Source organism: Caballeronia sp. ATUFL_F1_KS4A (assembly GCF_023630905.1).
Taxonomy (GTDB): domain Bacteria; phylum Pseudomonadota; class Gammaproteobacteria; order Burkholderiales; family Burkholderiaceae; genus Caballeronia; species Caballeronia zhejiangensis.
On the sequence record NZ_JALQEB010000013.1, the window covers coordinates 24439 to 39032 of the forward strand.

Annotated in this window: 11 protein-coding genes; 2 read left to right on the top strand and 9 right to left on the bottom strand. The window is 61.8% G+C overall.

Annotated elements, in window-relative coordinates:
• Nucleotides 1-2: 2 nt before the first annotated feature.
• The 6 genes from NCS03_RS11645 to edd form a co-directional block, all read right to left on the bottom strand.
• Nucleotides 3-1367 carry a GntP family permease gene (locus tag NCS03_RS11645; protein WP_239295129.1) on the bottom strand — a complete coding sequence of 455 codons (1365 nt, stop codon included), beginning with the start codon at nucleotides 1365-1367 and terminating at the stop codon, nucleotides 3-5.
• 667 nt (nucleotides 1368-2034) lie between these two features.
• Nucleotides 2035-3162: a YadA family autotransporter adhesin gene (locus tag NCS03_RS11650; RefSeq protein ID WP_250529216.1), complete on the bottom strand. Its 1128-nt coding sequence runs from the start codon at nucleotides 3160-3162 to the stop codon at nucleotides 2035-2037.
• Entirely contained in the window at nucleotides 3071-4273 is a 1203-nt protein-coding gene (locus NCS03_RS11655) for a DUF2827 family protein (RefSeq protein WP_250529196.1), read from the bottom strand. Before NCS03_RS11655 ends, NCS03_RS11650 begins: the two co-directional genes overlap by 92 nt.
• Nucleotides 4270-5430 carry a DUF2827 domain-containing protein gene (locus tag NCS03_RS11660; RefSeq protein ID WP_284504344.1) on the bottom strand — a complete coding sequence of 387 codons (1161 nt, stop codon included), beginning with the start codon at nucleotides 5428-5430 and terminating at the stop codon, nucleotides 4270-4272. Before NCS03_RS11660 ends, NCS03_RS11655 begins: the two co-directional genes overlap by 4 nt.
• Before the next feature lie 527 nt (nucleotides 5431-5957).
• Complete coding sequence (gene eda / locus NCS03_RS11665) at nucleotides 5958-6590, bottom strand: bifunctional 4-hydroxy-2-oxoglutarate aldolase/2-dehydro-3-deoxy-phosphogluconate aldolase (protein ID WP_250529197.1); 633 nt, start codon at nucleotides 6588-6590, stop codon at nucleotides 5958-5960.
• Nucleotides 6591-6681: 91 nt separating this feature from the next.
• Complete coding sequence (gene edd, locus NCS03_RS11670; protein ID WP_239295135.1) at nucleotides 6682-8634, bottom strand: phosphogluconate dehydratase; 1953 nt, start codon at nucleotides 8632-8634, stop codon at nucleotides 6682-6684.
• Between the two features lie 299 nt (nucleotides 8635-8933).
• Between edd and NCS03_RS11675 the strand changes: the two genes are divergently transcribed.
• Together NCS03_RS11675 and NCS03_RS11680 are read left to right on the top strand one after the other, a co-directional pair.
• Complete coding sequence (locus tag NCS03_RS11675) at nucleotides 8934-9773, top strand: MurR/RpiR family transcriptional regulator (protein WP_241814131.1); 840 nt, start codon at nucleotides 8934-8936, stop codon at nucleotides 9771-9773.
• Between the two features lie 86 nt (nucleotides 9774-9859).
• A complete protein-coding gene (locus NCS03_RS11680) occupies nucleotides 9860-11725 on the top strand; it encodes a hypothetical protein (RefSeq protein ID WP_250460666.1) in 1866 nt (621 codons plus the stop codon).
• On the opposite strand, the gene NCS03_RS11685 is transcribed toward NCS03_RS11680, so the two are convergent.
• From NCS03_RS11685 to holA, 3 genes are all read right to left on the bottom strand, one after another.
• Nucleotides 11712-12128 (bottom strand): CopD family protein, encoded by a 417-nt coding sequence (locus tag NCS03_RS11685; RefSeq protein WP_239295138.1) that lies wholly within the window; start codon nucleotides 12126-12128, stop codon nucleotides 11712-11714. The genes NCS03_RS11680 and NCS03_RS11685 overlap by 14 nt on opposite strands.
• A 12-nt stretch (nucleotides 12129-12140) precedes the next feature.
• Nucleotides 12141-13412, bottom strand: a complete 1272-nt coding sequence (locus NCS03_RS11690) for a glutamate-5-semialdehyde dehydrogenase (protein WP_250435180.1) — start codon at nucleotides 13410-13412, stop codon at nucleotides 12141-12143.
• Between the two features lie 88 nt (nucleotides 13413-13500).
• A complete protein-coding gene (holA, locus tag NCS03_RS11695) occupies nucleotides 13501-14592 on the bottom strand; it encodes a DNA polymerase III subunit delta (protein ID WP_008342853.1) in 1092 nt (363 codons plus the stop codon).
• Nucleotides 14593-14594: the final 2 nt, after the last annotated feature.

A 14594-nucleotide genomic window follows, 5' to 3' on the forward strand; every position in this document is an offset into this window, starting at 1 on the left:
CCTTACACGAACATCGCGAGCACGAAGGTCAAGCCCAGGCCCATCAGAGAGATGATCGTTTCGAGCAACGACCACGTCTTGAACGTCTGACCGACCGTCATCCCGAAATACTCTTTGATCAACCAGAAGCCGCCGTCGTTCACATGCGAGAAGATCAGCGAGCCGGAGCCGGTGGCGAGCACCAGCAGTTCCGGGCTCGTGTGACCGCCCGCCGCGGCGGCGATCGGCGCAACGATGCCGCAGGCGGTGGTCATCGCGACCGTGGCCGAGCCCGTCGCCAGACGGATCAGCGCGGCGACGAACCAGCCAAGCAACAGCGGCGACAGACTCGCCGATGAGGCGCTCGCGACGATCTGCTGCGAGATCCCGCTATCGCGCAGAACTTGGCCGAAGCCGCCGCCCGCGCCGACGATCAGCGTAATGCCCGCGATCGGCGCCAAGCACTCGCCGCAGAACTTCTGAATCTGCTCACGGTTGAAGCCCTGCTTCGCGCCGAAGGTCCAGAAGCTGACCAGCACGGCGATCAACAGTGCCATATCCGACTGGCCGATGAAGCGCAGCAAATCGTTCGGCAGCGTTTTCGGCGTGAAGACCAGATCGGCCCAGCTACCGATCAACATCAGAATGACCGGCAGCAGAATGGTGAACAACGTGATGCCGAAGCTCGGCAAATCGCGCGTCTTCTCCGTATCGCCGTGCTTCTGGGTGAACTGGTCGGCGAGCGCGTTGGCGTCGGGCAGCTTGATGTATTTGTGGATCAGCAGCGCGAACAGCGGGCCGGCGACGATCGCAGTCGGCACGCCGACGAGCAGACCGTAGGCGATCGTCTTGCCGATATCCGCGTGATACGCCTGCACCGCGAGCAACGCGGCCGGGTGCGGCGGAATCAGACCGTGCACGACCGAGAGACCCGCGACCATCGGCAGGCCGATCAGCAGCAGCGACTTGCCGGTGCGCTTCGCGACGTTGAACGCAATCGGAATCAGCAGCACGAAGCCCACTTCGAAGAACACCGGCAAGCCGACGATGATCGCGACGACCATCATGGCCCAGTGAATGTTCTTCTCACCGAAGAGATTGATCAGCGTATTGGCGATGCGCTCGGCTCCGCCCGATTCGGCCATCATCTTGCCGAGCATCGTGCCAAGGCCGACGACGACAGCAATGTGACCGAGCGTATTTCCGTTGCCGGTTTCGAACGACTTCACGATTTTGTCCATCGGCATGCCGACCGCGAGGGCAAGCAATACGGACACGATCATGAGAACGAGGAACGGGTAAACCTTATAGCGGGCGATCATCAGGATCAGAACCGCGATCGCGATCACCGCGTAGAGCAGTAGCATGCTCCCGTGGACGGCTGGCATAACGCCTCCTTGATTTTGTTGAGGTTTTTTGCGCTATGTATGCGTTTGCCGTCGTTGCACTGCACACACGGCAACATCCGGCAAGCGCAAACACGGCGCTGGGCAACGGAATTTTACTTGTAAGCGAGGAAGTCGGCCGAGAAATGGCAGCGAGAAGCGCGCGCGTGCGAAACGCGGCCGAAAAAAAACCGACGCTCATGTAAGCGTCGGTTTCGAATGGAAGTTCAAGCCTTCTCGCCCGAACGATTTGCAATGCATCAGGCCGCCGGCTTCGTTGCCGCTGCGCACTGGAAGTCCAATTGCCGCGCGCGGCTTCCGCCTGGCCTGAGCTGCGGGTTGTCGAGGGCTTGAACCACGATTACTTGGCGATCCTCGCAAATCCGGGCAGCCTTCGACACGCAACTGTTCTGCGATTCGAACAGCCCCGAACAGGTGACGCGTTGCGCCCCGCTTTGACCGGCAACATTCAAATTTTGAGCGGAGTAGCTCAAGCCCGTGTCCGTCGTGCAAGCGGAGAGCACTCCGACTGCAGCGAGGATCGTGAAAAATAATTTAGACATTTCGCGTTTGACAGGTAATGGTCGACAAATGGCGAGTGATCGATCTGGGCAATCGCGTGACAACACGATTGCCCAGACTCCCTGACCGTCAGGTCAGGCGCTCACTCTTACCAGCGGTACGAAGCGTTAGCGCCGTACACCGTTCCGTTGCGGCTCGAACCAGCACCGGCCTTCAGCACCAGGTTCTGGGTGACACGGAGGTTGACCGCAACAGCCGCTGCCGCGTAACCCTGATACGTCGCACCGCCCACACCGACCGACATGATCTTGTCCTGGTCGATGTTCGGGATCATCGCCAACGCCGTTGCCGCAGCGATGCCCGAGTAGGCGTTACGACCCACCTCGGCGACGGCGCCTTGCATGCCATTCACGACGCTGTCGGTGTAGCTGTTCGATTGCGTGACCGCATCGTTCAACTGGTTGACGTTGACCAGATCCGCGCCTTCCGTACCGGCAGCCACGTTGGTGATCTGGCGCTCGCTACCCGCTGCGCCAACCGACACCGTGTTCGCACGATCAGCCACCGAGCTCGCGCCCAGCGCGACGGAGTCATCCGCCGTTGCCCGCGTGTTCGCACCGATAGCCACCGCGCCGACGCCGCTGGCAACCGCGCTCGAGCCATTGGCGACCGAGTTCGCACCCGTTGCCTGAGCCTTCGCGCCGCTTGCCGTCGCATGGGTGCCGCTTGCTACAGCCGCTTCGGTTGCACGATTGCCGTCCGCTGCGAACAACGGGTTATCGGAAGTCGTTATGTTCGCAATCTGGCTGGACAGCGCATCCAACTGCGCCTTGTTGACAAGGTCAGTCGGGGCGATGGCGGTACTCACATTGTGAATGGTCGTTCCGTCCTTGCCGGCCAGCGTGATGTTGCTGTAGTCCGTCTCTCCGGTCGACGTCGTGTCGAACGTGACGGCCGCCTTCGGCTTCCCGTTCGTACCGTCCTTATACAGGCTCGTTTCCTTCAACTGACCCACGGTCGCGACATCGTCGTCGTTGACACCGTCAGCGATATGCGTGATGCGCAGCTTGTCGGTCGAATTGCCGAAGGACACCGTATTTGCCTCATCGGCCACAGCGTTGGTCGCGAGCGCCACCGAGTTTTCCGCCGTCGCGCTGGCGTTGCCGCCGATCGCGATCGAGTTCTTACCGGTCGCCGACGAGTCTTGCAGGATCGAATTGGCGTGGAAGTACTTGATGCCCTTGCCATTGACGATCGAGCTCAACGAGGTCGACATACTGGTGACGTCGTTGATCACGGTGCTGATGGCCGTGGACATCGAACTCACGGTCGTCGACATCGAGCTGATACCCGTGGACAGCGAGCTGATCGACGTCGAGGTTGAAGTCGACAGCGAACTGATACCCGTGGACAGCGAGCTGATACCCGTGGACAGCGAGCTGATGCCAGCCGACAGCGAGCTGATAGCCGCCGTAGAGCGCTTCGTAATACACGTAGTTCTGCGGGTTTTCCCACTGATGGCTCACGACCGCGTCGACGGAAGCCGGCACGATCTGCGCGAACGGGAAGCGTCCTTCGAAGTTGCCGAGCCCGTGTCTCACATAATCGAGACTGTGCGCGAAACCGACGAACGCCGCGTGATCCTTCAGCTTGAACGTGTTGTAGGCCCATACGCGTTCGAGCATGTCCGGATTCTCGCGATGCGCCACGTCGCAGGCGAGCATCGGGATATAGCTCGTTTTCACCATGCAGACGTTCGGCTCGAAAATTCCGACGCGCCAACGCCGGCGCCCCGGCTGATAACCGAACTTCTGACCGTTCGACAGCTTCGCCGCTTCGCGTTCGAGCACGACCGGACTCCACAGGTGCGGCATGAGCTTGACCGGCGCGCGGAAGAGCGTTTCGAAGTACGGTTTGCAACTGACTTCGTATTCCGGCAGCGTCCAGACTTCGTCGTAAGGCGCGCCCGAAATCAGCAGCGCGTGCTGGAGATTGAAGACCATGCGCTCGATATCGATGACATAGTCGTTACCGACGCGCATCGTGATGACCTTGCCGCCCTTCTCGCGGAACTTGATCGCCCATTCCTTGCTGAGTTGCGCGCTCATTTCGATCATGACGTCGAGCTTGGACATGGCCGTTTCCATGTCGATGAGCGGCACAGGCGAATCGGACAGGAAACGCTTTGCGTCTTCGGGGCCGCCGTCGCCGCCGCCCGTCACCAGATAAGTCGATTTCACGCGCGGCGAGCGCATGAGCAACATCACGAGATAAAGGCAGTTCTGGAAGATGCCGTTTTCCCACAGCGACTGCTCGCCTTTGCGGATGAAAATGGAAACGCCGACGTTGATCCGCTCCGGCATGCGGGATTTGCTTTGCATGTTCATACGCCTACCTCGAGCTTGCTGCCCTCACAAAGGTTGATCAACCGTTCGGCGAACGCATCCAGGTTGGCTTGATTGAAAGGACTGACCGCGTCGATGACGCGCTGCGCGTTTGCGCGATATGCATTGAGATTGTCGTCATGCTCGCGGAACGCGCGCAGCAGCTGACGTCCGCCCTCTTGCGCGTCGAAGCCCGGATAGTAGTAGCCGGCATCCTTCAGCCACGGCGAATTGTGGACGAGCGGATAGCCGCCGTAGAGCACATCCAGATACAGGTAATTCTGATCGTTGCCCCACTGATGCGACACGACTGCATCGGCGAATTGCGCCATGAAGCCGGCGATATCGTTACGGCCATGGAACGTCGCCTTCGAGTCTTTCACGATGTCGAGCGAGTTGGCCATGTACATGAGCGTCGGGTGATCTTTCATGTGCATGGAATTGAGCACATGCATGGCGGACACGCTCGAACGATCCGCGCGATAGGCCTCTTCGCAGACGAGCATCGGAATGCTCGATGTTTTCACCACCGAAATATTCGGCTCGAACATTGCGACCCGGAAACCTTGCGGCTGGATGGCCGGTTGAGCCGACTTGTCCGCGCGGCGCTCGTAGCCGTAGCGCAGACCGTGCTCCTCGACTTCGACGATGCGGCTCTCGATGAACTGCGGATGCCAGATGAACGGAATGATATGAACGGGACAGCGATGCAGCGTACGCATCATCGGGATGGACGCGCGATCCTTCGACATCAGCCAGACCTGGTCGTAACGGTCCGCGCGCATGACGTGCACGGGCTTGTCGAACACTGGCGCTTCGACGAGCCCCACGTACGGCTGGCCGCAGCAGTAATACGCGACTTTCTTGCCACGCGCGCGCATGAGATCGAGCCATTCGGTGTCGAGCGCGCCGCCCATTTCAAAGATGACGTCGACGGCGTCGGTCGCCTCATGAATCCGCATGATGCGCAGGCCTTTCGACGCGGCGTCCACTTGCGGAGGCAATGCGTTCTGGTCGCCCACGTCGATGAGCGAAACACTCTCGATGATCGGAAGCTTTTGAAGCGCTTCCGACAGAAAGATCACGTTCTGGCCCAGGCCGTTTTGCCAGATGTTTTGGCCTTGATGCGTGACGACTGATATTCCGACTCGGATGGTCATCGGATTGGCATCCTAAAGATATTAAATTTCGCTTTCTGAAGAAGAGGTTCCGCGGCAAGTCGATCTTTCGGCCGGCACGGTTGAACGCGGGTGCGGCGGGATCGGCGCTGGTGCGAGCAGCATCGCGCGGAAGCAAGGAGGAATGGTGCAGAATGCGCCGAACCGTCCTGATCTTCTTCGCTTCCGCGATTGGATATATCGGGGAACTTCTGAAAGCTAAATATATAGAAGAATCTCTAGAATTCCCAGTGAATCAGGGATTAATGAGACTAGTCTTATCCGAGTCTTAAAATGCGCAAAACGTCTTAAACACAATGCGTTTCGAAATTTGGATTTATCCGATTCAAATATTGATCGAATCGCTTGACGAAAAAGCTTGATGTTCGCGCGCTCGACTGACGGCGCACGCGAAAGCATGTCGGAAGAGGAGCATCGTCGGGCACGAATTGCCCTGACCGAAAGGCGAAAAAACAAAACGCGCCCGGCCGCTCGCACGGCCGTGACGCGTTTTCGATTAGTGCAGCAATTTACTTATGCGGCGCCAATTCGCTCGCCGCCCGCGCGAGGCGTGTGACTTCTTCCCAGTTCAGCGCGGCGAGCGCGGCCTTCGGCGTGAGCCACGACCCACCGACGCACACCACATTCGGCTGCGCCAGGAAGCTCGATGCGGTTTCCGCCGTGATGCCGCCCGTCGGACAGAATTTCAGGTTCGGAAACGGTCCGTAGAACGCCTGAAGCATCGGAATGCCGCCCGCCTGTTGCGCCGGAAAGAACTTGACGATTTCATAGCCGAGTTCCATCGCCGTGATGATATCGCTTGGCGTCATCACGCCCGGCAGGAGCGGCAATCCGGCGTCCTGCGCGGCCTTGTGCATGTCCTTCGTGAGACCGGGCGACACGCCGAATTGCGCGCCCGCCTTCTTCGCCTGCGCGCAATGCTCCGGCTTCGTGATGGTGCCCACGCCGACGACGATATCGTCCGCCAGTTGGCTCGCGCGCTCGATCGCGCCGATGCCCGCCGGCGTGCGCAGCGTGATTTCCAGCACCTTCACGCCGCCCGCATGCAGCGCACGCGACACGTGCTCGCCTTGCTCGATCGTTTCGAAAGCCAGAACCGGGATCACCGGTCCCAGACGCACGATTTCGCTTACCGTTTTCATTTGATGCGACTCCTGGTTTTTGAGCGGCGCCCTTGGGGTCTGTCCGCGGGTTTCTCTCAGGTTCCGGGCGTTACGCCCTTCGTTGTTCCGTTCAGTGATTCGTGGCGTGCGCCTTGTTCAGCGCCGACGCAGCCGCCCGCGCATTGTCGCGAAGCGCGTTTCGTTCGGGCGCGGCGGCCGTCGCGTGCGCGTGTCCGTCGTGGCTTGCTGCCGCGCCGATCAACGCGCCGAAGACCGACGCGCCCTGCTCCGCCGGCAACGCCGCGCTGCGGAACACGCCGAACAACTCGCGGCCGAAGCCCGCTTCGTTCTCCGCCTGATGCAGCGGCGCCTCGACTTCGCGTGAAGCCCACTCGTTCGCATCGATTTCGATGTCGAGCACGCCCGCGGGCGCGTCGATCACGAGCATATCGCCGGTGCGGACCTTGCCGAGCGGACCTTGCAGCAGCGCTTCCGGCGATACGTGAATGACCGCCGGCACCTTGCCAGATGCGCCCGACATGCGTCCATCGGTCACTAACGCGACATGGAAGCCCTGATCCTGCAATACGCCCAGAAGCGGCGTCAATCGATGCAACTCCGGCATGCCATTCGCGCGCGCGCCCTGGAAACGCACGACGGCGACGAAATCGCGCTTCAGTTCGCCCTTGTCGAACGCTTCCTGCACTTCTTCCTGCGAATTGAAGACGATGGCCGGCGCCTTCACCACACGATGCTCCGGCGCCACCGCCGAAATCTTGATGACGCCGCGCCCGAGCTTGCCCTGCATCAGCCGCAGTCCGCCGTCCGGCTGGAACGGCTCGCCGATCGCGCGCAGCACCTTCGTGTCGTGGCTCTCTGCCGCGCCGTCGACCCATTGCAGTTTGCCGTCGATGAGCTTCGGCTCCTTGGTGTAATGCGACAGCCCTTTGCCGACGACCGTCTGCACGTCCTCATGCAGCAGCCCGCCTTCGAGCAGATTGCGCACGAGGAACGCGACGCCGCCTGCTGCGTGGAAGTGATTCACATCGGCCTTGCCATTCGGGTAGATCTTCGCGAGCAGCGGTACGACCTGCGACAGCTCGTCGAAATCGTTCCAGTCGATCACGATGCCCGCCGCCCGCGCGATCGCCACGAGATGCAGCGTGTGATTGGTCGAACCGCCCGTCGCGAGCAGCGCAACAATGCCGTTCACGATCGCCTTTTCATCGACGACATGACCGATCGGCGTGTAGTTGCCGCGTTCGAGCGTGATATCGAGCACGCGGCGCGCGGCCTCGGCGGTGAGCGCGTCGCGCAGTTCCGTATGCGGATGCACGAACGCCGCGCTCGGCAGATGCAGGCCCATCACTTCCATCAGCATCTGATTGCTGTTGGCGGTGCCGTAGAACGTGCAGGTGCCGTGACCGTGATACGCCGCCGCTTCGGCTTCGAGCAGCGCGCCGCGATCGCATTTGCCGGTCGCGAATTCCTGGCGCACCTTGGCTTTTTCGTCGTTAGTGAGACCGCTCGTCATCGGGCCGGCTGGGACGAAAATGGTCGGCAGATGGCCGAACTGCAGCGCGCCGATCGCGAGTCCGGGCACGATCTTGTCGCACACGCCGAGGCACAGCGCCGCGTCGAACATGTTGTGCGTCAGCGCGACGGCCGTGCTCATCGCGATGACTTCGCGCGAGAACAGCGACAGCTCCATGCCCGCGTTGCCTTGCGTGATGCCGTCGCACATAGCCGGCACGCCGCCCGCGAATTGCGCGATGCCGCCATGCGCGCGCGCCGCCTGCTTGATGATGTCCGGAAAGCTCTTGTACGGCGCGTGCGCGGAAAGCATCTCGTTGTAGGACGACACGATACCGATGTTCGGCTCGCGCACCGCCTTGATCGCGAACTTTTCCTGGCCCTCGAGGCCGGCGAAGCCGTGCGCGAGATTGGCGCAGGACAGCGCACCGCGCGCCGGGAACAGGCCGTGCGCCGCGTCGATGCGCGCGAGATAGGCTGCGCGCGTCGGCTTGCTGCGTTCGATGATGCGATCGGTGACGTTCTTGAGTTGCGGATGCGGGGAAACCATCAAAGCTCCTTCGTCTCACTCCCGGCTGCCTGCCGTTGAGATTGGGTTGAACATTGCGAGGGACGGCGTTTGAATCGTTGTCTTGTGATGGGCGCCGTGTCCCGCGAGTTTAGGAGAAAAACTACACGATGACAATCGAAAACCTGGCCAGAGCGATAAGCAGTCACATGAACAAGACGCTTATCGCACGGACGTTTACGGGATTTCCCTAAGATTCTGAATCCAACGTATGTAGTATTTGTACAAAACTGATCATCCGTTATAGTCCGTAGCAATTTTCAGAATAGGCGAGAATTCCGATGTTGCTGTCCCAAGTCGAAGCGATGCGCGCGCAACTGCGTCCGTCCGAGCGCAAGCTGGCTGAGTACGTGCTGGAAGCGCCGCGCGAGGTGCTCGACCTGTCGATGACCGAATTCGCCGCGCGCGCGGGCGTCAGCCAGCCGACGATTGCGCGTTTCTGTCAGGCGCTCGGCTTTTCGGGATTTCGCGAGTTCAAGATTCGCTTGGCGCAAGGCGTAGCAGCGGATGTTCCCACGGTGTATCGCGACGTACGCACCGACGAACCGGCCGCAGGCGTCGCGGCGAAGGTGCTCGACCGGACCATCGGCGCATTGATCGCGGTGCGCAACAGCCTGTCGTCGGACAGCGTCGCGGCGGCAATCGCGATGCTCGCGGATGCACGGCGCATCGAGTTCTACGGCGCGGGCGGGTCGGGCATCGCCGCGCTCGACATGCAGCACAAATTTTTTCGGTTGGGCGTGCCGTCTGTCGCATACTCGGACCCGCACACCTACACCACCTCGGCGGCGCTTCTCGGTGCGGGCGATGTCGTCGTCGCGATATCGAATACAGGACGCACGCGGGACATTCTCGATGCGTGCCGATCGGCGCTGAACGGCGGGGCGAAGGTTATCGCGATCACGCACGGCAACTCGCCGCTCGCGCGTCTCGCGACAGTCGGATTGTTCGCGAACGTCGATGAAGACACCGACATTTTTTCGCCGATGACATCGCGCGTTTCGCATCTCGCGATCGGCGACATTCTGGCGGTCGGCCTCGCCCTGGCGCGGGGACCCGCGCTGGCGGAAAAGCTTGCGGAAGCGAAGGACGTGCTCGAAGGGCGGCGGGTGGGTGCGTAAGCGGCGAAGTTCGCTTCGACGTCGAACGAAGGGCGATGCATCGCCTATTCTTCCCACAAACCGGATGTCTTGCAGGACCATGCAACATGGACTGTTCCTTCACTGTCGAGCGCTTCGAATCCTGTGTTTATGGCGGAAAGCCGGACGAAGCCATCGCGCTGCTTTGCGAATTCGATCATTACCTGCGCGATGTTCCATTTCCTGATTTGCTGACTCTTGTGGCGCCTTCCGCGATATGGCCGACACCCAGCAGGGAGCGCCAACTCGAACGCTTCGTCAGCCGCGTGGCGGCGGCCATCGTTGCACTCCTCGGGAATACGGAAATCACGCTCACGGAATCGCGGTTTCTGAAATTCTCAGGCTGCCGCTCGCTTGTCCAGCGCTTTCTCGGCGCGGCGCCGCTTACCAATGCAGACCATCTCGCACGGGGTTTTCTTCCGGTGGTCCACGAGGATGGAACCGTGCAACTGCCCTATCCTGACGCGGTGAAACGGCTCAATCTGCTGTGCAATTCCGAATCGCGCCTGACGCTGGATTATTCCGCCTGCATGCGTGCGGACCCCATTCCGACGCTCAATCTCGCCATTGCGACAGCCGGCGAAATGCTTCCCGGCACAACCGAAGCGCACCGCAAACGTGAGGCGCTCCTCAGCTGGCTCGACAGGACACTTGACCAGCAGAGCGATCTCTGGGAAATCGAGATGGACCCGCTGCTGGGCCTTTACATGCACTGCACCTATGCCGAAATCGAGGACAGGCATGCAATCAAACGCAGCATCAACAAGCTCGTGCGCAAGACGCTCGCGGCGACGGGCCTGACCGATCTCGACACGAAGCTCACCGCGTCGCGACGGGCCGAACGAGCCCGACCGCTCATGCTCGTCGTGCTCGAAGCATTCGGCGATGGCCATTCGATCATGCGTACTCATTCGCTCAATTTGCAGGCCGCGCGCGCTCGTTTCGATATCGTCGCGATGTGCGATGCCGACGCAATAGGCGAACTCGGACGGCAGGTCTTCACGCGCGTGATCGAATTGCCAGTCAAAGAAGGCTTCCGTCGCACACTCGCCGCGATTCGCGAATTCGCCGAACGCGAATGCCCCGACGTCCTCTACATGCCGAGCGTGGGCATGTCGTTGTTGACGCTCAACGTGTCGAACATGCGGCTCGCGCCGATTCAGATCGCGGCATTGGGCCATCCCGCGACCACTCGTTCGGACTGTATCGATTACGTCAGCGTGGAAGACGATTACGTCGGCGATCCGGCATGTTTCAGCGAAAAGCTATTGAGACTTCCGAAAGATGGCCAGCCTTATCGACCTTCGGGCGCGATGAAGGCGATCGACTTTCCGGCAAAGAAGCCGTCGGCGGAAATCAACATAGGCATTGCTGCCAGCCTGATGAAGCTCTCGCCCGGTTTTCTGGCGGCATGCCGAAAAATTTCCGAGCGCAGCCGCGCCCCGGTCCGCTTCCATTTTCTGACTAGCGGTGGAAACGCCGTCGCGCTGTTGCACCTGGCGAAATCCGCCGCGGAGACGTTTGCGAAACGGAACGCGCTAATCGTTCCGCAGCAGCCCTACATGAAATACATCCGCTATCTCAACGACATGGACATGTTCCTGAGCCCCTTCCCGTTCGGCAACACGAACGGCATCGTGGACGCGTTCACCGTCGGTTTGCCGGGCGTGTGCAAGACAGGGCGGGAAGTGTTCGAGCGCATCGACGGCGCCATGTTCATGCGCGCGTACATGCCCGGCTGGCTGGTCGCGGACACGGTCGAGGAATATGTCGAAGCGGCGGTCAGGCTCGCGAACAATCACGAAGAACGCGAATCGCTGCGCCGCTACATGCTCGAGAAGAATGTGGTCCAGCGTTTCTTCGAAGGCCGTCCCGAAGTGTTCGGGGAAATGGTCCTCGATCTGGTGAAGCACGAACGCGTCAGAACGGCTTGATCACGACGAGCAGCGTCGCGCCGAGCAGCCCGAGCACCGGCAGCTCGTTATACATCCGATACCACTTGTCCGAACGCTTGTTTTCGCCGCGCTGAAACGTGTGCAGCAAGCGCCCGCAATATGCATGATAGGCGATCAGCAAGACGACGATCGTCAGCTTAGCGTGCAGCCAGCCCTGCCCCGCGCCGATGCCCACGACGAGCCACAGCCACAGCCCGCACGCGAGCGCGGGCACGGCGATGAACGTCATGAAGCGAAAGAGCTTGCGCGCCATGAGCAGCAGGCGCGCGGTGGCCACGGGGTCTTTCTCCATCGCAAGGTTCACGAAAATGCGCGGCAAATAGAACAGCCCCGCGAACCATGAAGCGACGAGCACGATATGCAGCGATTTGATCCAGAGCATCGGTTCTGATTTTCATTGACGGACTTCGCCGCGCCCCAGCACGACATATTTGAGCGACGTGAGCCCTTCGAGACCGACCGGTCCGCGCGCATGCAGCTTGTCGTTCGAGATGCCGATTTCCGCGCCGAGACCGAATTCGAAGCCGTCCGCGAAACGCGTCGATGCGTTGACCATCACGCTCGCCGAATCGACTTCGCGCAGGAAGCGCATCGCGCGGTCGTGGTCTTCGGTGACGATGGCGTCCGTGTGGTGCGAGCCGTACGTGTTGATGTGCTCGATCGCCTCGTCCAGATCGCCGACGACCTTGATCGCCAGCACCGGCGCCAGATATTCCGTGCTCCAGTCTTCTTCGGTCGCGTCGACGAGCGAGCCGACGTGCGCCGCTTCGAGCACGGCGCGCGCTTGCCCATCGACGCGCAACTCGACGTCCTTCGCCTGGAACGCGCGCGCGAGTTGCGGCAGCGCCTCGTTCGCGATGCCGCGCGCGACGAGCAGCGTTTCCATCGTGTTGCAGGTGCCGTAACGATGCGTCTTCGCGTTGTCGCAAATGGCCGCTGCTTTCGCGAGATCGGCGCGATCGTCGACGTAGACGTGGCAGATGCCGTCGAGATGCTTGATCATCGGCACGCGCGCTTCTTCCATCAGGCGCGCGATCAGGCTCTTGCCGCCGCGCGGCACGATCACGTCGACGAATTCGGTCATCGTGATGAGCTTGCCGACCGCCGCGCGATCCGCCGTCTCGACGACCTGCACCGCGTCCTGCGGCAAGCCCGCCGCTTCGAGCCCGACGCCGATCAGCTTCGCGAGCGCCGTGTTGCACTCGAGCGCCTCGGAGCCGCCACGCAGAATGGTCGCGTTGCCGGATTTGAGACAGAGCGCGGCGGCGTCGATGGTCACGTTGGGCCGCGATTCGTAAATGATGCCGATCACGCCGAGCGGCACGCGCATCTGCCCGACCTGAATGCCGCTCGGACGGAACTTGAGCCCGCTGATCTCGCCGATCGGATCGGCCAGCGCGGCGACCTGACGCAAGCCTTCGACCATCGTGTTCAGCGCCTTGTCCGAAAGCGTCAGGCGGTCGATGAACGCCGCGTCGTGACCCTTCTCGCGCGCGCGGGCGAGATCGCGCGCATTCGCTTCCTTGAGCGCTTCGCGCTCGCGCTCGATGGCGTCGGCCACCTTGATGAGCGCCGCGTTCTTCGCCGCCGTGGACGCCCGCGCCATCGCGCGCGACGCCTTGCGGGCGCGGCGGCCGAGGTCGGTCATGTATTGATCGATGTTCATCGTGGGTCTCGTTGCGTCGGCGCTGCGCGCGTCGAAAAGTTCATTCTAAGCTGTTGCGCAGATTGCAACAGCGCGTGACGGAAGCGTTCTAGCGACGCGGTCGTGGCGCTGGCGCGGGCTGCGCCGTCTTGCCGCCGTGCGCGACGGCCATCGCCAGTTCGAACATGCCGGCCCACGGATCCGGCGGCGGCTCGCTGCCGCGCTTGCCCGTGCTGCCCGACAGTCCCTTCACCTGGCGATCCAGCCGCGCCGCCAGCGACAGCGCCTTTTCCAGCGCCTCGTCCGTCACGCGCGAGAGCGCCGGGCCGATCAGCCGTTCGCGCGGGCCCCAGACGCGGTTCTCGCGCATGAGTGTCGCGAGCGGCTTGCCCGATGCGACGCCGCGCTTGATGCGCAGCAGCGTGCGAACTTCCTCGACGAGCGCCCACAGCACGAGCACTGCCGCCTCGCCTTCGCCTTTGAGGCCATCGAGCATGCGCGCGAGACGGCCGACATCGCCCGTCAGCATCGCTTCGTTGAGTTTGAACACGTCGTAGCGCGCGACGTTCAGCACCGCGTCGTGAATCTGCTCGAACGTGAGCACGCCCTCGGGATACAGCAGCCCGAGCTTCTGGATTTCCTGATGCGCGGCGAGCAAATTGCCTTCCACGCGTTCCGCGATGAACGACAGCGCGCGCCGCCCTTCCTCGCCCGGCGCGACACGCTGGCCTTGCTGCGCGAGGCGCTGGCCAACCCACATGGGCAATTGCGCGCGCTCGATCGGATCGACCTTCAACGCGACGCCCGCGCCCAGCAACGCCGTGAACCAGCCGGATTTCTGCGTCGCGCCGTCGAGACGCGGCAGCGTGACGAGTGTCACGACGTCCGGGTTATCGGCGTCGGCGAGCGTCTTCAGCGCTTCCGCGCCTTCCTTGCCGGGCTTGCCAGTCGGAATGCGCAGTTCGATCAGTTGACGGTCGCCGAACAGCGACATCGACTGCGTTGCGCCGATGAGCGCGCTCCAGTCGAATCCACGCTCGACCGTGAACACCGTGCGATCGGTGAAGCCCGCCGCGCGCGCCGTTGCCCGAATGCGGTCGCACGCTTCCTGCGCGAGCAGATGCTCGTCGCCGTAGACGACGTACAGCCCTTTCAGGCCTTTCGCGAGATGCGCTTCGAGCGCGTCGAGCTTCAGTTGCATGA

What these genes read in the sequence shown, in the direction of transcription:
- NCS03_RS11675 (WP_241814131.1), top strand. Translation starts at nt 8,934, where the DNA reads ATGTTGCTGTCCCAAGTCGAAGCGATGCGCGCGCAACTGCGTCCGTCC.
- NCS03_RS11645 (WP_239295129.1), bottom strand. Translation starts at nt 1,367, where the DNA reads ATGCCAGCCGTCCACGGGAGCATGCTACTGCTCTACGCGGTGATCGCG.
- NCS03_RS11690 (WP_250435180.1), bottom strand. Translation starts at nt 13,412, where the DNA reads ATGAACATCGATCAATACATGACCGACCTCGGCCGCCGCGCCCGCAAG.
- edd (WP_239295135.1), bottom strand. Translation starts at nt 8,634, where the DNA reads ATGGTTTCCCCGCATCCGCAACTCAAGAACGTCACCGATCGCATCATC.
- eda (WP_250529197.1), bottom strand. Translation starts at nt 6,590, where the DNA reads ATGAAAACGGTAAGCGAAATCGTGCGTCTGGGACCGGTGATCCCGGTT.
- NCS03_RS11660 (WP_284504344.1), bottom strand. Translation starts at nt 5,430, where the DNA reads ATGACCATCCGAGTCGGAATATCAGTCGTCACGCATCAAGGCCAAAAC.
- NCS03_RS11685 (WP_239295138.1), bottom strand. Translation starts at nt 12,128, where the DNA reads ATGCTCTGGATCAAATCGCTGCATATCGTGCTCGTCGCTTCATGGTTC.
- holA (WP_008342853.1), bottom strand. Translation starts at nt 14,592, where the DNA reads ATGCAACTGAAGCTCGACGCGCTCGAAGCGCATCTCGCGAAAGGCCTG.
- NCS03_RS11650 (WP_250529216.1), bottom strand. Translation starts at nt 3,162, where the DNA reads ATGTCGACCTCGTTGAGCTCGATCGTCAATGGCAAGGGCATCAAGTAC.
- NCS03_RS11680 (WP_250460666.1), top strand. Translation starts at nt 9,860, where the DNA reads ATGGACTGTTCCTTCACTGTCGAGCGCTTCGAATCCTGTGTTTATGGC.
- NCS03_RS11655 (WP_250529196.1), bottom strand. Translation starts at nt 4,273, where the DNA reads ATGAACATGCAAAGCAAATCCCGCATGCCGGAGCGGATCAACGTCGGC.